We start from the raw sequence: 21,702 nt of genomic DNA on the forward strand, positions 1-21,702 counted from the left end.
ATAAATGACCTCTTAATAAAAACCTATGATTTAACTAGAGGATGCAATCATCACAATTTTATGTGCATTTTTTTACCATTGTAAGCCACTGATTTGACCTTTTCATTGACTTTCAAAATTTCAAATTTTCTGGTCGTCATCATTCCGGGAAAAGCACCTTGCCTGTGATGAATTGTTAGTGTTTGGTTCTTATCGTCCCACGAAAATTTTATCGTCGAATACATTCCCTTTTCGTAATTATAATGATCCCCTTCATCCTCATATAGTATGAACTCCCCATCAGCGCCAGGATAGATACGAATTCCAAGAGTATCCCACTTTTTCTCTGTTGCATATTGTACATCAGGACCAATGGGTAAGATAGAACCAGCTTTTACGTATAATGGAATAATGTCGATAGGAGTTTCTCTGGTGATATGCTGGCCACCACTCAATTTTTCACCTGTCCAGAAGTCATACCAATGAACCCCTTTGGGTAAGTAAATTTTACATGCTCTGGCATTTGCCTCTGTAACAGGAGTTACCAACATATTTTTACCAAACATAAATTCATACGGCTGGCGAATGGCAATTGTATCATTAGCAAAATCCATAATTAATGGACGCATCATGGTTGAACCGTTTGAAGTCACCTGCCAGGCTTCAGAATAAATATATGGTATTAAACGATAACGCAGGTTTAATATTTTATGCATGGTATTCTCTACCTGAGGTCCATATTTCCAGGGTTCGGTTTCACTCATGTATCCATGTATTCGGAAAATTGGATTAAAAGCGCCCCATTGAAACCATCGAATGAGTAACTCATGATATTTCTCATCGGTGTATTGAGATCTACCGGGACGAAAAAAACCTCCAATGTCGGTTGTCCAATAAGGCATACCTGTAATGGTGTAATTTAATCCTGCCACAATCTGTCGCCTGAAAGCATCCCATGTCCCTCCAATATCTCCCGACCAGTTTATGGTGCCATACCGTTGTTGGCCAAGAAAGGCTGATCGGGTGAGGATACACACTCTTTTATAGGATGTGGTATTACGCTGTCCCTCATAAACTGCCTGATTAACAAAAAGAGGATAGGTCAATCGATAAAAATCTCCCAATCCTATATATGTTTTTGTACTGTGTAGTGCATCGTTTTCAGGTTCAGTGGCATCCATCCACCACGAATCAACACCATGAACAAAAAGATTATCTCTTAATGTTCGCCAGTATTCTTTTCTTGTTTCGGGGTTGAAATAATCGAGCCATTTGCTGTTGGGTATAAACAAATTTTTCTCCACAAACATTTTCCCTACTTCAGAATTTTTATCAGGATTTGACCAGATGGAAATGTTAAAATGGGCATTTAAATCGTGAATTTCTTTAATAAATCTGGAAGGATCAGGATAATTCGTTTCGTCGAATTGGGGTACTCCCCAGCCTCTGTTCCCCCAATATTGCCAGTCCTGTACAATGACATCCATGGGGAGCTTTCGTTTGCGAAATTCTTTTACCGTCTCTACCAGATGCGAGGCTGAGGTATAACGTTCCCTGCATTGCCAGAAACCATAAGCCCAGAGCGGAAGCAATGGAACATTGCCTGATAATTTGCGGTATGTAGCGATAACACTATCGGCAGAAGGGCCGTAAAACACAATATAGTCTATAAGCATGGCATGAGGCGAACGAAAAGTAGTTTTGTTTTCAACAGGCCTCCACGAAACAGATGGTGTGTTAGTTGATTTACAAATCACTTGAAGCGTGTGTTCTCCTGCTTTTAAGTTTACCAGAACTGATGTTGCTGGAGGAAGCCAGAAATTACTTTGATCAATACACGGCTTTCCATCGATGGCTATATAATGGCGATTTCCCATATCGCCCAGATCGAGAAAAACAGAATAATTCCCATCTTCAGGGACATAAAACTTTCCATAATAAACAGACTGATCCTGAGCAACTTTTTGCGTTCCTGATGTTGTAGTAACTTCAGCCATTCTTTTGCTGTCTGCCGAGTCCTGTTTTTCGAGCGCAATAAAATTATCGGCTGGATTAAAATCGGTCAGACCATACTGATGCCAGAGTAAGCCATAGCCTTTACTTGAATAAATAAATGGTAAAGCAATCTGACTATTTACCTGCATCAGACGCCGGGTAACTCCTTTCAAATTATAATGTCCATCCTGAAATTGCCCAAGTCCCAATAGATATTCTTCGGCTGATGTTTCAAAACTTTGTTCAACCAAAAAACAAGGTTCACCCATAATTGAATCTGGAATTAATTTTCGTGCTCCTTTTACTTCGCTCAGAAATATTTTTCCAGAATGATTAGCAAAAGACAAATTGCCAGTTTGTTTGTTTAAGAGTACCGTTATGTTTTTCAATTTTATTTCAATTGTTGACGGTAAATCTGCAACCTGAAATTCTGGAGTCTGGGCTTTCGAAATGAAAACAAGCTCAGGAATGTTGGGCTCAGAATTTACATAAAATTTTATTCTGACAGCATTGTGAGATAAAGGGATAATACTCAGAGTACCAAGAGACAAATCAACAATAAGTCGATCCTGTTTTTTATTATAACTTTTTACTACTTGAGCCTTACATAAAGCCTGAAAAAAGATTCCAGCTATAAAAAAAACAATTATATAAATATTTTTTGCTTTCATGATATTTATTTCACGTGGATTAAAACCTCTGCTGATTGCAATCCTTCAGATTCTGCCGAAAGATGGATTGTTCCTTTTTCAGCCATGGATTGAACAACAACAAGACACAGCCCATGAAATGCCTTTCGTTCGCTGGTTTTGAAATACTCATGACTAACAGGATTGCCGTTGTCCACTCCTGCAATAATGCCCTTGCCTTGAATTTTAAATTTCACAAGGTTGTCGGCATTTGGACAAACACGGCCTTCCCTGTCGACAATTGCCACTTTGATAAACGAAAGATCCTTACCATCAGCGCTGATTTCGGTTCGATCTGGGCTCAGGAGGATTTTGGCAGGCGCACCTGCGGTTTGAACTTCGTCCGTGCACACCACCTTGCCTTTATTTTTCGCAACGGCTCTTAACGTTCCAGGAACATAAGGAACTTTCCATTCCAAATGTAAATCATCTGTGTCAGAGAATTTCTTTTCGCCAAGTGATTTTCCGTTTAAAAACAATTCCACTGATTCACAATTGCTGTAACACCAGACGGGAATCTCCTTTCCCTCAAAACCTTGCCAGTTCCAGTGAGGAAGAATGTGCACCATGGGATTGTCTGTCCACTGACTCTGATAAAGGTAATAACGGTCTTTCTGAAATCCACATCGATCCACAATGCCAAAATACGAACTGACCGACGGCCAACCAAAAGGTGTTGGCTCGCCAATGTAATCAAAACCTGTCCATACGAATTCACCTGCAACCCACGGCGAATTTTTGATTGCCTTGAGGACAGTTTCTGCTCTATTTGCCCAATTAGGAACAGTAATGTCGTACGAAGTGCACTGGTTGTTCAACTCTTTTACAATCTTAAGTGTATCTCCATCTTGGACCAGGTTATATTCTCCACGGGTACTGACAGTCGAAGCAGTTTCAGAAGCAATTAATTTTGCTTTTCCTTTGAGTGTTTGATAAAACTGAATGTTATAATTAATGCCTAACACATCGAGCGGTTTTGCAAAACCACTTTCGACAGCAATTCCCGGATTATTGCATGCGGAAGTAATAGGCCGAGTTGGGTCTTCTTCACGGCAGATATCTGCAAGTCGCTTCGCCATTTCGTACGCGTTGGCATTGTCCTGTTCAGGAATTTCATTGCCAATGCTCCACAGAATAATGCTGGGATGGTTTCTGTCGCGACGAATCATGTCTCGCAAATCTCTTTCTGACCATTCATCGAAAAAGCGACCATAACCATACATTGTTTTTGACTTCTTCCACTCATCAAATGCCTCATCCATCACGAGAAATCCCATACGATCACATAAATCGAGCAACTCAGGCGCTGGCGGATTATGACTTGTGCGGATGGCATTACAACCCATGCTTTTCATAATTTCCAGTTGACGCTCAATTGCCCTTTTGTTTACTGCAGACCCAAGGCATCCAAGATCGTGATGGAGACATACCCCTTTAATGGGAACATGTTTTCCATTTAAGAAAAATCCTTTGTCTATGGTAAATTCAAATGTACGAATTCCAAAAGGCGTGTCATAGGTATCCACAATTTTACCATTTACATATACTTTCGACTTGACATGGTAAAGAAAAGGATTTTCTAAAGTCCATAATTTGGGTTTTGACAATTTTATCGATTGTTTGAAGGTGCAGATACTATCTACTTCAACCTCTTGCGTTGAAGAGATGCTTCCACACTTGTGCCCCTCGTCATCTGTGATGATTGATTCAAGCTTCACGATTTGAGAAGAGTTAGACTGATTATGAATTTTTGTTTCGATTCGAATGATGGCTTCACTTTCAGACACAACCGGAGTCGTCACATACGTTCCCCAATGTGCGATATGAACCGGATCAGTTACTTTTAATCGCACATTACGGTAAATTCCAGCACCTGAATACCAGCGCGAGCAAGGCTGTTGCACATTCACTCTCACTGCCAGAACATTTTTTTCTTCGCCAAATTTCAGATGGGGAGTCAATTCATACTGAAAGCTGGAATAGCCATAAGGTCGATTACCAAGGTGAATACCATTGATCCATACATCGCTGTTCATATATACGCCATCGAATTCAATGAAAATTCGTTTACCCCGAATACTTTCAGGAAGTCCGAACATTTTTCTATACCAACCAATGCCTGCATTTATATATCCTGCACCACTACCTCCCGGGCAAGTGGATTCAAAAGGACCCTCGGTCATTTTTACGCCTTCATCATAAATCCCGCCCCCCATAATTCCGTCGAACACGCGAACAGCAATAAGATTCTTACCTCCATAGTGAATAATTTCATGGGGAACTTTATACCTTCTGATTGCATCCCATGCAGTGACATAGTTGGGCGGAAAAGAACCCATGCTACCCACTTTCACACCGTTAAAATAGGTCTCATCGATATCATCGATTTTACCGAGATTGATATAAATATCCTTTCCACTTAATTCCGCAGGGATATGGAGCTCACGGCGGAACCAACCAAACACATTATCTTGCGTATAGTTCGAATGTTGTTCCCAGGTCGAGGGAAGATTTACAATCTGCCAGGAACTGTCATCTCTATCGGGGTTTTTCCAATCCAGGTTGTCGCCTTGATTGAATTTCCATTCTCCTTTCACAATATTGAATTCTGGCGCCTCCTCTTTTTTTGTTATGGACTGAGCAAGCCCTTCAATGCTCCAGTCGTGGGGCAGATTAATTAATTTCCAGTTAGAATCATCATACAAAGGATCTTGTCCATTCCGAACATCGCCAAAATTGAAATACCATGATTTAGTAAAAAGCTCCATTGTCTGTGGTTGTCCGAAGGAAATTGGTATCATTGCTGAAACACTAAAAAAGATGATGGTGAAGTAAGATAGTATTGAAGAAGTATTTATTTTCATTTTATTCTCTTAATTCTTGATAGTAATTTTTATAGACTTCATATTTTTAGAATCTGATGTATTGCCATACAATACTTCGTACTTTCCGTTACTAACACACATTTTTCCAATAGTGCGATCATAAAATTCAAATGCATTGTAAGGTAAATAGATGATCGAATTAACTGTTTTTCCAACTGGCACATTGACTCGTTGAAAACCTCTTAATGTTTTAATTGGTCCTTCTGTATCGTTTAACTTACGTATATAAACCTGAACTATCTCAGTACCATCACGTTTACCGGTATTTGTAACAGGTATTGTGAGTTCAATCGATTCATTTGCTTTTATTTTTGTTTTGTTAATTTTCGCATCACCTATCTTGAAAGTAGTATAGCTCAAACCGAAACCAAATGGGAACAGCGCATCGTTGAAAAAGCGGTACGTGCGATTTTTCATTGAGTAATTTTCGAAATCCGGAAGCTGATCGCTACTCTTATAAAATGTGATGGGCAGTTTCCCTGAAGGATTGTAATCGCCGAAGAGAACATCGGCAACAGCTTGACCGCCAGATTCACCAGCATACCATGCCTGCACGATTGCTTCACAAGTTTCGGTTTCAGGGGTTAAGGCAATAGCAGATCCAGAACAATTGACAAAAATTATCTTTTTGCCAGCAGACTTTAACGCTTTCAAACAATTGCGCTGAACCGAAGGCAATTCAATGTTTGTGCGATCCCCACCTTTAAAACCAGGATAAGATACCGGCATCTCTTCGCCTTCGAGTTTACTCGACAAACCTCCAACAAATACAACCAGATCAATACCATTAAGTTTCTTAATCAAATCTGTATAATCTACATCCACTTCTTTCCCAAAATCAAATTCAATGTTTGCCTGCCAATTGTACATCTGGGCATATCGAATTTCGATATGATACTTTTTGCCAGCTTCCACTTTAAAAGGTATACGCGATGGTAACGTACGCCAATTATGATACCTCTGAATTGAAGTACCATTGACAAAAAGTTCAAAGTATCCTGTAGCTCCACCTTTGAATACAAGCTCTTCTGAAACTTTTGGAATAAACTCGGTTTCATATTTAGCAGAGAATCCCTCGAGCTTGACTCCAGACGCAAATTCATGCTGACCAGCAGTAGTTAGTTTGATTGGATGCGTTATTTGTTGGATAGTCACCACATTGCCACTAAAATCCGGTGTATTCCAATAAGTCGCTTTAAATCCCTTTTTCCCTTCAAAAGAACACTGATCGAAATAACTCTGTGTCACTTTATCTTCTACCAGATCACATCCTTTATCGTAAAGAATTTTATCAGGAGAAAGTTTAGATTGAATTCCTTCAAGAATTGTGATTGTTCGTACAGGCTTTCCATTATAATTTCCCCAGAGCATTTCTTCATCGTTAGCATTGGGACCAATGACAGCTAGCTTTTTAATAGAAGATTTTTCCAGAGGTAAGATATTATTTTTATTTTGAAGCAAAACGATTGATTGACGAGCCATATCGAGAGCAAGTTTTCGGTGTTCTTCATTATTGACAACGGATATTGGAATTTTTGTCCATCGAACCAGGTTATCGTTGTCGAATTCACCCAGATCGAAACGGTTTTTCATAACACGCATCAAACGGCTGTCGAGTTCTTCTTCGGTGAGCAATCCTTTTTCAACAGCTTCGGGCAATTTTTTATAAACGTGATTATCCCATTGGCATTCAAGATCGGTTCCAGCCAGAACAGCTTTGGTGGCAGCCTGGACAGCATCGGGTGTAACTTTATGACTGGTAAAAAAATCTGTAATGGCGCCACAATCTGCAACAACAAGATGTTTGTAACCCCACTCGTCACGTAAAATTTGTTGTAACAAATGTGAATTACCACAACAAGGCTCATCATCAAGGCGATGATAAGCACACATGACCTGACGAACATCAGCTTCCTGAACCAAAGATTTAAAAGCAGGGAGGTAGGTTTCGTATAAATCGCGAGGATCGATATTGTTTAAGTTTATCCTGTGTCTGCTCCATTCAGGTCCTGAATGCACGGCAAAATGTTTAGCACAAGCCAACAATTTTCGATACCGAGAAGTATCGGGTCCTTGTAATCCTTTAACCACAGCTACACCCATACGCGACATCAAGTAAGGATCTTCACCATAAGTCTCCTGACCTCGCCCCCAACGCGGATCGCGGAAAATGTTCACGTTGGGTGTCCATACAGAGAGACTCAGAAATCGTCTGTTTTCTCCTCCTCTCCGAATCATTTCATGGTACTTTGCTCGTGTTTCATCAGAAACAGCGTTGAAAATTTGATATACCAATGCATCGTTAAAAGATGCCGCCATGCCGATAGGCTGAGGGAATACCGTAACACTGTCGTTATTAGCCAAACCATGAAGGGCTTCACTCCACCAATTAAATTTTTTTATACCCAATCGTGGAATAGCATCAGACACATCACACATCAAAGCCGCTTTCTCTTCAAGAGTGAGGCGAGAAATCAAATCTTTTGCTCGTTCTTCCGAACTTAAATTTGGATTTTGAAAAGGGAATTGTTGCGCATTGATTTCAATAACAATCAAAAATGCTACAATAAAATATTTATATTTCACCATGGTACTCTCTTCTTATTATTTTTGAGTGGAACGATCAATTTTTGAATAAAAGTTGAGCAAATTGATAAAGACTTCGCCGCCAGCTTTGCCATTCATGTGCTGTGTTTGGAGAAACATAAAAATGAGCGTTGATGCCAGCTTTTTTAATGGTCTCTGTAGCTTCTTTAGGATCACCGCCAAATGGTCCGCCCATGGGTCTATTTTTCATACCTTCGATTTCTCTACCGCCAAAACTTACAAATACTAATTTCACTTTTTCTTTAAATCCAGGTGTGTTATTAACGTCATCCATAGTAATACTTCCACCGCTGAATAGTCCAATATGAGAGAAAGTGTCAAGATTCTTCAAGGTTATCATTTTAGTTTCCATCGCACCCATTGAAAGTCCAGCCATCGCGCGATATGGTTGCTCCTTAAGTGTGCGAAAATTTGCATCAATATACGGAATGAGTTCATCAACCAGAACTGTTTGGAATGGCTTGATATCGAAATTTCTCAATCCACCGAATTTGATTTCGTTCGTCATACCATAGGTCATCACAATGATGAAGGGCTTGGCTTTTCCTTCTGCAATCAAATTATCCATAATGAGATTTACTTTCCCTTGATTAGGCCAACCTGTTTCATCTTCACCCCAACCATGTTGAAGGTAAAGCACCGGATAACGCTTTTTTAAATCTTTATCATAATCAGGTGGTGTGTACACGAACGCACGTCGAATTGTATTTGTACTTTTTGAATAGAAAAGAATTTGTCGCACCTGTCCGTGAGGAACATTTTTCAATGCATAGAAATCTTGATCGTGAGCTGGTATTTCTATTCCACTTCCCCAGCGCATGGCACCATAAAAATACAAACTACCCGGGTCAGGAACAGCGGCTCCATCTATCCACAGCTGGTAATAGTGAAATCCTTCATCCTGGGGAGCTGACTCGCCAGTCCAAACGCCCGCTGTATCTTTTACCAAATCGTATTTTACACCACCAATATCGAGTTGTACACGCTTGGCTTCAGGAGCTGAAATCCTGACACGAACTCTGCCCTCAGAATTCACCTGTGGATATTCCTTACCAGGCTGATTGGTTGAAGCTGGTTTAAAATCCTCAACGATCGGCTTGTCTGTTTGAGCAAAGCAAATTCCACTGATCAATAGGAAAATCAACAATATTGTTAATTGTTTTTGTTTCATGTTTTAATCCCCCATAAATAGTTTTTGTTGGTTTATGTTTAAAACTGTTATCAGAAAACAACTTTCTTTTCTTTTCCATTATACTTTACCATTTTATCTATAAACTCTGTTTCATCAATCCCTATACCATGACCTTTCGATACCACAACAACCCGGAAGTTTCTCATGGTTAACATTCCCGGGAATGATCCTTTTTGTTCGGATATCGTTAAAGCTTTACTTTTGTTGTTCCACTTAAAGATTATCGTTGAATAAAGCTTTTTTTCGTAGTTATAGTTATCCCCTTCATCCTCATAGAGTGTAAATTCACCATCGGCTCCTTCGTAAATGCGAATTTCTAAATTATCCCATTTTTTCTCTGTAGCATATTGCACCTTTGGACCAATAGGCAAGATTGAACCAGCTTTTACATATAAAGGGATAATGTCGATAGGAGTGTCTCTGGAGATATATTGACCGCCGGTAAATTTCTCGCCGGTCCAGAAATCGTACCAGTTGGTTCCTTCGGGCAGGTATAGTGTACGTTTACCTATCGTACCGAAATCTTCTTTCTTGTTCTTGTTATACATATTTTCTGTAACAGGACAAACGAGAAGTGATTTTCCAAACATATATTCATCGTTAAGGTCAAGCGCATTTTTATCGTGCGGAAAATCCATGACCAATGCACGCATCATCGTGGAATGATTGGCTGTCACATCCCAGGCAGTGGAATAAATGTAAGGCAATAACCGATAACGTAAGTTGATAAATTTTTCAATGGCATCATAAATCGGTTCGCCCTTCTTTCCGAACTGATAAATCTCACGCGGAGCATCGGTTCCGTGTGAACGCATCATCGGACAAAATGCGCCGAATTGCAGCCAGCGAACATAAAGTTCTTTGTATTCAGGGTCGTTCAATTTGTCCGGGAAATTCCAAAGAAAAAATCCGCCAATATCGCTATTCCAGTAGGGTATTCCGCACAGTGAAAAATTAAGTCCCGCGGATATTTGATTTCTCAATGCTTCCCACGATGCTACCACATCGCCTGACCATACAACAGAACCGAATCGTTGCTGACCTGCAAATGCTGAACGGGTCAGTATAAACACCCGTTTATTTGAAGTTTCTTGTCGTTGATGTTCATATACTCCACCAACTGTCATTAAAGGATAAGCATTGCGCACTTTGCGAAATGAGCCCGGATAGGTTTTATTATCTAAGTCGCTCTCTTTAAATTGAAGATGATCAGGTTCGGACGAATCAATCCACCATCCATCGATGCCAAGTGAGAATAGTCCATTCTTAAGATATTTCCAGTAAATCTCACGTGCCTGCGGATGGTATGCATCATATACTCTTACTCCCGAAGGATAATCCAAACGGGGAGGCCATTTATCAGAACCAGATTCGGGCCAGGTTTTAAAATCCATAAGGGCGTGAAGACTATCTAATTCTTTATATTGCTTTGTCATTGGACCAAACGAATTCCAGATGGAAATAATTATGTGGGCATTTAAAGCGTGAATATCATCAACCATTTTTTGAGGATCGTAAAACTCAGCATTGAGAAATTCCATAGCATTCCATAAGTAATTATTTCCCCAATACTGCCAGTCTTGAATAATTCCATCGAGAGGCACGCCAAGCTCGCGGTACTTCTTCACTACTCCCACAATTTCATCCTGACTTTTATACCGCTCTTTACTCTGCCAGTAACCAAATGTCCACAAAGGGAACATAGGAACCCTGCCAGTAAGTCCGCGCATTTGAGCAATAACTCCATCGGCATTACCACCATACATAAAATAGTAATCGATGCAATCTCCAACATCAGAACTAAAGGAAGTTTCTTCAGGAGTATCGGTAAAAATAGTTGGAGAATAATTATCCCAGAATAGGCCATATCCTTTAACAGAAAGGAAGAATGGAATATAGTCATCTGTATTTCCCTGAATCATTCGAAGTTTAATGTTACGCTGAACCATTTTCCCCTGTTGTTGCTGGCCAAGTCCGTAAATGGCTTCATCTTGGTCAAGTACAAAAAATTGGGAAACACTATAGGTCTGATTCCCTGCATCGTTAAAAGCGGTGAATGAAAAGCCATTTTCTTTTTCGTTTAACAGAAGTGCTCCAGCGGTATTTAAAAAAGATATTTGCCCATTATTCAGATTGACCAATACCTGAACATCTTTGCTTTTTAAAATGAGATTTTTATCTGTTTGATTTACATTAAATCGAATTTTTTGAGGTTGAGCAATCACAGAAAGGCTCTTTTTATCGAAGGAAGTGCTTACAGGCCATTTGATTATTCTAATTATTGAAGAATTAAAGAACTGAACCTCAACTCCAATGGATTTAATTCTTGCATTTATTCCATAGTCTGTTTTCTGGAATGAATAGGATTCGGCTTGAAGAGTCATTGCCAAAAGAATCAAACAGAGGATGAATAGGAGAATGTATTTTTTATTCATTCTATACCTTTTATATTTTTTGTTGTTGTTATTTAGCCCTATGAAGTCTTGATTAGAAAACCACCATATGGACGCAAAGTAATTTTTACAAGTTTAGACAATTGAACATTCTGCTTCACAAAACTTTTTCCATCTTTTGTATCTGTAATAATAAAACCTTTTGAAGGTGCTGGGATAAAAGAAAGATCCAGCTCTAACATTCGTTCCGTATTTTCTCCATTGATCCCTGCTATATACCAAATATTTCCTTTTTTTCTTGCCAATACCACATACTTACCAGGATAACCTTCAATGAATTTTATATCGTCCCATGTCTCAGGCAATGAACTCATAAATGCTTTAACAAAATCTTTTTGGGCTGACATACCGTACGGTGTTTCAGCTATATGCTGTATACCTGAAGTGAATATAACGGACAAAGCTAATTCAAAGGCACCGGTAGTTCTCCGTTGAATATTCGGAATGCCTGAAAAATTTACTGGAGTAAAATCCATGGGAGAAAAAAGGTTACGTGTAAATGGAAGGACCGTACAATGCCAGGGCTGATTATCTGCAAAGTATTGAGCAAAGGTAACATATTCCATCCCTTTGATGCTCTCCATACTCACCAGATTGGGATAAGTACGATGCCAACCTCGAGGATAGGTACAACCATGAAAGTTTACAGCAAGATTAAATTTTGCCGCATCTTTTAAAATATCGATATAATATTTCATCATGGACTGTCCATCGCCACCGAAGAAGTCCACCTTGATACCTGCTATTCCCATATCCTTCAATTTTTGAAACTCTCCCTGTCTTGATGCCCTCGTGAGCATTTTATCTCGTGGGGTAAGCGTCGTTGAATTCCAATTTCCCGCAGAGTTATACCACAATAAGATTTTCACATTTTTTGTTTTTGCGTATTCGGCGAGTTCATTAATTTTTTCATACCCGATTTTAGCATCCCAAAAAGCATCAATCAAACAGTATTCCCATTGCATACTTGCAGCAAAATCGATATATCGTTTTTGTACATCAAACACGGTTGAATCATCTTTGAGGATTACCCAACTCCACGAAGCAACACCAGGCTTAAGCCATGAAGAAACATCGTATTTGGCAGGAGTTGCCAAATCGGTTTCTAACGTTGATTCAACAAGTCCTGCAAGATGATCAGCGACGGCAATGATACGCCAAGGTGTATACCATGGTAAAATCGACTCAGGTAAATACGGTTCATTGTCTCTGCATTCCTGTGGCTGAGGAAATTGAATGGAATATTCGCCATCAGGGGAAAATTGACTTAAACGCGATCCGCAATAGTTTGTATCCACAGCAGTTTCTGTGATGCATATCCAGTATTTGTCATAATTGAAAAGCGCGGGCATTACCCATCCAGCTTGATTGGGTGAAACAGTGCCAACAGGTATTTCAATCTGATAATATTCTTCATACGATGGCTGTGTAAAGCACCAGCCGGTACGGGCATCGGGACATGGTTGAAGAAAAGCCTTTGTTGAAAGATGAAAATGAAAAGAGCTCAGCTCTTTATAAATTTTGACAGGTTTATTTGATTCCCCAGGGAAATAATATCTGAACGCAACCCCATCGTTTGAAACTTGAAAAATGATTTCCATCTTTTGAGAATCTGCATTTTCCAGATAAAATATGCGCTTATTTCCAAGATAGTGGCAATTCAATCGCTTGCCGTGAAGCATTGTGTATTGATCAGATACCACACTCGCATTTGATACTGAATCTAATGTAAGAGCCGAAGAAAAATTCCCATCGTTTCGAATAAGTCCCAATTTAGAGGGTTGCAATATTGTTGCTCCTGAATAAGAAACAGAATACATAGGTTCACCCTTCTCGGTTAGCCAGAAGGATACAGATATTTTCTTATTCGGACTGTCGATTGTAAATGTTTGTGCAGTGGAAGATTGATTATGGAATATGACCATTGCAATCAGCACAAATATCCATTGAATAGATTTCATTTCCCTTCTCCATGATGATTTCATTATTTGAATAATAGTTGAGCAAAATTATACAAATTGTTTCTCCATACAGGCCAGGTATGGCCCCCTGGATATTCACTGTATGTGTAATTAATCCCTAGTTCATCAAACTTTTTTATCATTATTTGGCAGTTCTGCCATGCAATGTCTTCCTTACCTCCCATGGCAATCCAAAATTGTTTCAAATTCGTATTTATCTTCTCAGCATTTTTCTTCATAAATTCATATTGTGCTTCTGCAATAGTATTTTGCATCGGCACAATCCATCCCGAACTGAATACACCAAGGTAAGCAAACATATCGGTATTCTTTATTCCTGCATACAGCGTTTGTAATCCACCCATAGATAAACCTGCAAGCGCCCGATATTGTTGAGCCGACTTTACTCTGTAATTTTTTTCAATGAATGGAATAACACTCTCCTTTAGTTCAGCATCAAACAGTTTAAGCATTTCCTCACCAAACCCTGAAAACGGCATGTTTCCATCTATCATAGCCACCAACATAGGCACCGCTTTTTTCTGTGCTATTAAATTATCGAGAATAAGATCAGTTTTCCCCTGTTGTGCCCATCCACGTTGATCTTCACCACCACCATGAAGAATATATAAAACAGGATACTTCTCTTTAACATTCACATCGTAACCAGGAGGAGTATATAGATAAAAAGAACGCCAACTATGAGTAATCTTCGAGAAATATCTTTTAATACGAATATCACCATGCGGAACATTTTTCACCGCATAAATCGTATCACCCTTAAACGGTACTTCGATTCCGCTTGCCATGCGTCCCATTCCATAAAATGTTTCACTTGCGGGATCTGCTACAGCAACTCCATCGATAATGAGAGAATAATAATGAAAACCTTCGCCAAGTGTATCTGTAATAACCTCCCATACTCCCTCTTCGTTTTTAATCAAATCATATTTTTTGTGCAAATCGAGTTGGATTTTATTTGCCTCGGGAGCTTTAATTCTAAAGATTGCCCGTCCATCATACAAAATCTGAGGATACTTTGCTCCCCGTACATTCGTTGAGGCAGGAGTACCAACAAGACTACTATATTTCTTAATTACTTCCTCACCTAATGGTTTAAATATTAACTGTGAGAAATGATATAAACTATTCTTCCAGACTTTGAAATCGTGTACACCAGGTTCGACAAAATAAATATGTGGTACCTTATGTTTTTGAAGATAATCGTGAGTACGTTGACTGAAGATGATAAGATTATCATTATCACCGCATGAAATCCATAGCAATTTAATTTTCTTTTTAGCTTCTTCCGGATTTGGGACCAATAACTCAGGTGCTTTGGTGTTAGGAGCAGAAGAGAATCCTCCAATCCAGGCAAAAACATCGAGATTTCCCAGTCCAAAATTCAATGCCTGTCCACCTCCCATAGACAACCCTGCAATAGCCCGGTGGTCTCTATCGGTGTATACCGGATAATTTTTCTCGATAAAGGGAATAAGATCATTTAACAAGTCTTTCTCAAAATTCGCAAAAGCCTGCACCTTCACACTATCATAAATATTTCCCTCAGCCCTATCATCTTTCATTGCTCGTCCATTCGGCATCACAACAATCATAGGTTCAATTTTTTTATCGGCATAGAGATTATCTAAAATGATATCCGGCTGACCACCTTTAAGCCATTCAGTTTCATCCCCACCAATGCCATGCAACAGGTATAAGACCGGGTATTTATTTTCTGTTGAAAATTGTGGTGGAATATAAACCAGAGCTTTTCGTGTTGCTCCTACTGTTTTTGATTCATAATAGACAGTATCTATTTTGCCATGTAGAATATTATCCCGTAACTTATCAAAGTCCTGAGGAACTTTGATATTTTGTGAATATAGGGTTTGTATTAAAATTATCATCAGAATCACATGAGTAATAATTTTATTCATGACTTTCTCCACACTTATTGTTATCAAGGTTTTTATTAAATCCATATATAATAACAATGTCAGTTTTTAAACAATTGTTGCAATGTTCTACTTAGATAGAGTTTACAATTCATCCATGTGTGTCCACCAGGAACAACAAGAGTTTCTAGTTTTAACTTCTTTTCATTGAACATTCCAATAAGTTGTTTTACACTTTCATACAAAAAATCTTCTTCTGCTATACTGATGAAAAAATGTTTCAATTGTTTATTTATTAAAACAGTATCCGGTGACCAATTGGAAAAATTTTTTCTAAACTCATCCGTAGCTGTATATGGAGCGTATGCATAGATGTAAGCAAATTTATCAGGATTAGTGAGTCCGATATTCAATGTTTGTCCACCACCAAAAGAAAAACCTGCAATAGCACGATTTTTACTATCGGTATAAACGGGATAGTTCGATTCAATAAAAGGAATAATATCATTCAACATATCTTTCGTAAAATACTCCATAGGTTTTGGCATAACGTTAGCGTAAGGCATAACAATAATCATTGGCACAGCTTTACCTTGCGCAATAAGATTATCGGCAATGAGGTTTGCACGACCAACTTTTGTCCAAGTTTCTTCAGTATCGGAACCACCATGAATGAGATAAAGAACAGGATACTTAGTTTTCCCATTGATGTTAAACCCTGGTGGTGTATAAATAACAAGCTGGCGTATAGTACCAAGCGTTGAAGATTTGTAATAGCGATAACTTACTTTCCCGTGCGGCACATCTTGCAATTCATGAATTAAAGGCTTATCACCACGTATTTCAATCAGACTTCGTTTAAACCTCTCATTTGCAAACAGATACGAATTATTAGGATCAGCTACTGCAATACTATCAACTCTAAAGAAATAAGGATAAATATCTGGTTCAACAGGTGGTACAGTGATACTCCAAACACCAGATGTATCCTTTGACATACAAAGTGGACTTTTTAAGAACTCAGCATCAAGCAGTACCTCCTTCGCATTAGGTGCAAAATAACGAAATGTAATACTTTTATCCGGGTTTATTTCAGGAGATACAATTGCCGGTGGCCTTTGAGCATTCGTTATGTTTGATGCAATAATGAATAGTGATATTACAAAAAGAATCTTTTTCATGACCTTAACCTTATTGAAATAGTAATTGAGAAACTTCGGTTAGAAATTTTCTTGTATTCATCCAGGTATGTCCACCTGAAGTAATAAAACTTTTGTAATTGATGTTTTTCGATTTAAGAAAATCCATAAATTCGATAGTCTGTTTGTACAAAAAGTCTTCATCCCCTACACTTATCCAGAAGAGTTTTATTTGACTATTTGTTACTTTGTGATTTTCGTAAATATGCTTATATTCTTTTTCCATCTCCTGTTGAGATAAATACGCTGCAAAACAACAAATCCATGAAAATTTATCGAGATTGCTGAAAGCAACCCGTAAGGTTTGTCCACCGCCTCTTGAAAAGCCACCAATTGCACGGTTGAAGCGGTCGGAATATACCCGATAATTTTTCTCCACATACGGAATAATATTCTCAATCAAATCTTTTTCAAACGACTTTGTTCTTCGTATTGCCTCTTCACTTTCTCTTGATCTCGGATCAAAGGGTTTTGGGTATCCTTTTTGTTCTGCAATTCTTGCCTCTATGTTACCATACGGCATAACAATAATCATTGGCTTTGCTTTGCCTTCTGCGATTAAGTTATCGAGAATGAGATTTGCACGACCTACCTTAAACCATGTTTCTTCCAAATCAGTTGTACCACTAATGAGATAGAGAACAGGATATTTTTTATTTGGATTTTTTTCATAACCCGGTGGAGTATAAACAACCAATGTGCCTATAGTACCTTCTATAGAAGGGTAATACTCATATGTAACTGTTCCATGTGGTACATCTTTTAATGAATGAACTAACGGTGGGTCATCAGGAATATCAACCAAACTGGCTTTAAATCGTTCGTTTGGAAAGTATAAGACGTTACTCGGATCCATAACCTGGATACCATCAACAATGAAAAAATAAGGATAAATGTCCGGTTTGATAGGGCCAACAGTAATGCTCCAGATTCCTAAAGTATCTTTAGTCATCGAAAGCGGTTCTCTTGCAAACTGTGCACTAAGCTTCACTTCTTTTGCTGAAGGAGCTAAATATCTAAACACAACTGTTTTATCCGGATTAATCTGAGGAGAAATAATAAATGGTCCTGTAGGTACCTGGGCAAGAACATTGCTTATTAAAAAAATCACTGACAAAAGACAAGATTCAATTATACGTAACCTGATTTTCATAATGTGTCACTCATTATTTATTGAAGGTTTGAATTAATTTTATCATTTTACTTATAAATATTTCTCAGCCATTTAAGAATAGGTGTTATCCATTCTTCAGCAGGCTGAAGGAAAACAAAACCATGATTACCTCGCGGATAGATATGCAGTTCAGCCGGTACATTATTCTGCTGTAGTTTCTTATAAAAGATAATGCTGTTATCCACTGTAACAACCCTATCATCTCCTGCATGAGTTATATATGTGGGTGGGGTATTTGAATCTACCTGCAATTCATTTGAAAATTGCTGAATAATATCCTGTGATGGATTGCTCCCCAACAAATTTTTTCTTGAATCAAGGTGCGTTAACTCGTCTTGCATACTAATTACAGGATAGATTAATATTAGAAAATCAGGACGAAGATTGGAATTATTAACATTTTCAATGTAAGCATGCTTATAGTGTGTGGCAGCTGTTGCTGCTAAATGACCGCCAGCCGAAAAACCCATAATACCTATTTTATTAGTATCAATACCCCACTTATTTGCACCTTCTCTCACTACTTTGATAGCTTGTTGTGCATCTTGAAGTGGACCGATTTTCTTATCAATCATAGTTGCATCATCAGGAATCCTATACTTCAATACAAAAGCGGTAACACCACTTTTAGCAAGCTCTTTTGCTGTCCTCACACCTTCTGCTTGGTAAACCACCACACCATAAGCACCCCCTGGACAAATAATGACAGCGGTTCCATTTGATTTCTCTTTGTCTGGGAGATATATTTCAAGTGTTGGATTTGTTACACCTCTATATATACCAGAAGTATATTCTTCCTTTACACTTGCCTTCCTTGAATTAGGTATATCTCCCGAATATAAATTAATTATCTCCTGAGCATTTGAAACAAATGCTAAGAAAAATAAAAGCACTAAAGTGACAAATGAAGTTGCTTTCATTTTGCCTTTTCCTTTTTCTCTAATTCATTAATAAAAAAATCTATCATTAATTTGATATTCTCTTCTGTATACATACCAAATCCATGTTGACCACCTTTTACAAGAAATAATCGAGATGAAACACCAGCTTTTTGTAAAGCTTCGTGCAAAAGAACGCTTTGGCAATATGGTACTACTCTATCATTATCTCCATGAAAAATCAGAAATGCGGGATCAGCTGAATCAACATATGTTATAGGACTTGCTAATAAAGTTTTTTCTTTATGTTCTTGAAGTGGTCCACCAATATAAAGAGACGCTGGTGATTTTGCATCATTATGAATAAAATCAGTACCACCACAAGAATCCATCACAAGCATATTTGTAGGACCGAACCAGTCAACGACTGCGTCCACTGAACTGCTATATGTTAGATAAGAACCAAGATTTCCTTCAACATCAATAGTTTCATTTCCCAAAGTGTATTGTTTGACAAATCGGGAAGTACCAAGCATAGCTGCTAAATTTCCACCTGAAGAACTTCCTGTTATCCCAATAAAAGAAGTATCCAGCTGATATTGCGACGCATTTCCTCTGATAAACCTGACTACTGCTTTTATATCATGTAGCTGAGCAGGAAACTTTGCATCAGAACTCGAACGATGATTAGGCATCACAACAGCAAATCCTGCTTCGAGCAATGGTTTTCCCAATATCGGAAGATCCATTCCTTTTAAATTGTTACCGAACCAAGCACTTCCATAAATTACAACTGCAACAGGATACTTATCTTTTATAACTTTTGGTAAGTAAATATCAAGGCGATGGTAAATCAAACTATCACCTACATAGTCAACATCTTTCCAGCATTTTGAATAATCCTGGGCAAAGCAAGCTAGAGTCATTGTAAGTATAATTATAACAATGGAATAAGCAATTCTTCCTCTCAAACTCATTTTCATAATTCCTTAATTTTTACTTTTATCTGGGTAAATGAATGAGGTTCAAATGTATACACCAGTTTATTTCCGTTTGTCTGAACCTGTTTTATGCTCGGAACATATTTATCTTTCTTATCAAAGCTAAAAGGCTCATCAAGTGAATTTTGATTAATCACTGTAACTTCTGCATCGTTAATAAATGGAATTGCTACACTCACAACTTCTGCAGTAATTGCTTCATCTTTATGCCTGTTAACCACATTGATCATTATTGTATTTGTCGAAGGATTATAGACTGATGTCACATCGAGATAAGGAATTCCTTTGTATTTGTTGGTGTTGAATGTATCACATTGAACATATGTATCAATTGCAAATCCATGACAATTGTTTGAAAAGGATTTGAACATATAAAAGAGGGGTGTTTTAAATGTACCCTTTTCTCTATCTTCCTGTAGGAGAGATGTCAGCATAGTAAAGTTTGCCATCTTTACAATATCCGCATTGCGGATAAAAGAATTAAAGCATTGTGCAACCGGTAATACGGATAAAAAGTTGCGACCCATAATGCCCCACTCATCAAACGAAATGTATATTGGGTTCTTGAACCCTTTCATAGTGCGTGTTGGTTCATAATAAGATGAACCTGATGCGACCAACTTAATTGATCTATCAACTGACCGCATTGCTTTTGCTGCTTCACGTGCAACCTTTACATAGTCATCAGCACTCATGTGACCAAGTTCCCATGGATAACCATCCACTTCATTTCCAAGATCCCATATTTTAACATTGTAGGGTTGAGGATTTCCATTCTTAATACGAAAATCCGAATAGTACGTTCCTTTAGGATGATTACAGTATTCTACCCAATAACAAGCATCGAGAATACTACCCATTCCAAGCCCAAGATTCACACAAACGACGTTTTCACTACCTATTGCTTTATTAAGCGCAATCCACTCATCTGTACCCACTTCATTGCTTTCATATCCGCCCCAGGCAAGATTTAAGCGACGAGGCCTTTTGTTTTGGGGTCCGATACCATCTTTCCAGTCATAGCCCATCACAAAATTTCCACCAGGCCAGCGCATATTGGTAATTTTCAACTCTCTCATTGCATCGATATAATCTTTTCGGAAACCATTTTTATCGGCAAGTGGTGATTTTGGATTGTAGAGAGGACCATACAGGGTACTAAAAAATGAAGTATCAGGTAAACCCATTCGCCTGCCGCTGAAATTAATAGGTTCCATAAACACACCTTATACTTTGGGATCGACTTCACCAACATTACAACAGTTGCTCCTGATTTTCCCTGCCATGATTGTATTAATTCTTGTTTTGCAATGTCTAAAGTTGCAGAGTTTTTCGAGCAACTAATATTCACCATGTCTGTGCTCTGACCACGCAACCATAGTTTGTGCCCGTCTTCTGCAAACAGGTTCACTACTCCCAAAAGCAAAATGCAAATCACCAGTAATAATTTCTTATTCAAAACAAGCCTCTCAGGCAATTTCAAAATTCCCACTGAGGATGGACTAGAGAATTGAATTTCTATTTCAGCTGAATTGATGGTTGACTTTTTACCAAATGGAGTTTTTTGAAAGGGGTGGGGATTAGCTTGAATAGCAAAAGTAGATGCAATAACTGCACTGAACCATAATCTATTAATCATTCCCCCCACCTTTTTGATTTATAGATTGCTAATCAATTCAAGCACTAAACATATATTTTTTGATACTTATTTATTGAGACATCTGAAAAATTCAATTAGAGGAACAGATTTATAAGTATTGTCGTTTTCATTGAAAAAATAAATCATGTATA

Annotated in this window: 13 protein-coding genes; all 13 read right to left on the minus strand. The window is 38.3% G+C overall.

The features are described 5' to 3' along the window. Positions 1-50: 50 nt before the first annotated feature. The 13 genes from ACSSV9_RS06375 to ACSSV9_RS06435 are packed head-to-tail and all read right to left on the minus strand — an operon-like array spanning position 51 to position 21,550. Positions 51-2,645 (minus strand): glycoside hydrolase family 31 protein, encoded by a 2,595-nt coding sequence (locus ACSSV9_RS06375; protein ID WP_437346405.1) that lies wholly within the window; start codon positions 2,643-2,645, stop codon positions 51-53. Positions 2,646-2,650: 5 nt separating this feature from the next. After that, entirely contained in the window at positions 2,651-5,527 is a 2,877-nt protein-coding gene (locus ACSSV9_RS06380) for a glycoside hydrolase family 2 TIM barrel-domain containing protein (protein ID WP_437346406.1), read from the minus strand. 9 nt (positions 5,528-5,536) lie between these two features. Further along, positions 5,537-8,137: a xylan 1,4-beta-xylosidase gene (gene xyl3A / locus ACSSV9_RS06385; protein ID WP_437346407.1), complete on the minus strand. Its 2,601-nt coding sequence runs from the start codon at positions 8,135-8,137 to the stop codon at positions 5,537-5,539. A gap of 34 nt (positions 8,138-8,171) precedes the next feature. Beyond that, on the minus strand, positions 8,172-9,326 hold the full coding sequence (locus tag ACSSV9_RS06390; RefSeq protein WP_437346408.1) for an alpha/beta hydrolase: 1,155 nt from the start codon (positions 9,324-9,326) through the stop codon (positions 8,172-8,174). A 50-nt stretch (positions 9,327-9,376) separates the two neighbouring features. Then, entirely contained in the window at positions 9,377-11,782 is a 2,406-nt protein-coding gene (locus ACSSV9_RS06395) for a glycoside hydrolase family 31 protein (protein ID WP_437346409.1), read from the minus strand. Between the two features lie 38 nt (positions 11,783-11,820). After that, positions 11,821-13,761 carry a glycoside hydrolase family 97 protein gene (locus ACSSV9_RS06400; RefSeq protein ID WP_437346410.1) on the minus strand — a complete coding sequence of 647 codons (1,941 nt, stop codon included), beginning with the start codon at positions 13,759-13,761 and terminating at the stop codon, positions 11,821-11,823. Positions 13,762-13,784: 23 nt separating this feature from the next. Further along, positions 13,785-15,701, minus strand: coding sequence for an alpha/beta hydrolase-fold protein (locus ACSSV9_RS06405; RefSeq protein WP_437346411.1), 1,917 nt, complete (start codon positions 15,699-15,701; stop codon positions 13,785-13,787). Between the two features lie 59 nt (positions 15,702-15,760). Then, positions 15,761-16,840, minus strand: coding sequence for an esterase (locus ACSSV9_RS06410; RefSeq protein ID WP_437346412.1), 1,080 nt, complete (start codon positions 16,838-16,840; stop codon positions 15,761-15,763). A gap of 10 nt (positions 16,841-16,850) precedes the next feature. Then, a complete protein-coding gene (locus ACSSV9_RS06415; RefSeq protein ID WP_437346413.1) occupies positions 16,851-18,011 on the minus strand; it encodes an alpha/beta hydrolase-fold protein in 1,161 nt (386 codons plus the stop codon). 47 nt (positions 18,012-18,058) lie between these two features. Continuing rightward, positions 18,059-18,952, minus strand: a complete 894-nt coding sequence (locus ACSSV9_RS06420; protein WP_437346414.1) for an alpha/beta hydrolase — start codon at positions 18,950-18,952, stop codon at positions 18,059-18,061. Continuing rightward, the gene (locus tag ACSSV9_RS06425; protein ID WP_437346415.1) at positions 18,949-19,887 is read right to left on the minus strand and encodes a prolyl oligopeptidase family serine peptidase; all 939 of its coding nucleotides are present in this window, start codon (positions 19,885-19,887) and stop codon (positions 18,949-18,951) included. Before ACSSV9_RS06425 ends, ACSSV9_RS06420 begins: the two co-directional genes overlap by 4 nt. A 2-nt stretch (positions 19,888-19,889) precedes the next feature. Further along, positions 19,890-21,098 (minus strand): alpha-L-arabinofuranosidase family protein, encoded by a 1,209-nt coding sequence (locus ACSSV9_RS06430; protein WP_437346424.1) that lies wholly within the window; start codon positions 21,096-21,098, stop codon positions 19,890-19,892. Further along, a complete protein-coding gene (locus ACSSV9_RS06435; RefSeq protein WP_437346416.1) occupies positions 20,987-21,550 on the minus strand; it encodes a hypothetical protein in 564 nt (187 codons plus the stop codon). The genes ACSSV9_RS06430 and ACSSV9_RS06435 overlap by 112 nt, the downstream gene beginning before the upstream one ends. Positions 21,551-21,702 lie beyond the last annotated feature (152 nt).

Origin of the sequence: Melioribacter sulfuriphilus (assembly GCF_051488685.1) — a bacterium.
In the GTDB taxonomy this organism is placed as follows: domain Bacteria; phylum Bacteroidota; class Ignavibacteria; order Ignavibacteriales; family Melioribacteraceae; genus Melioribacter.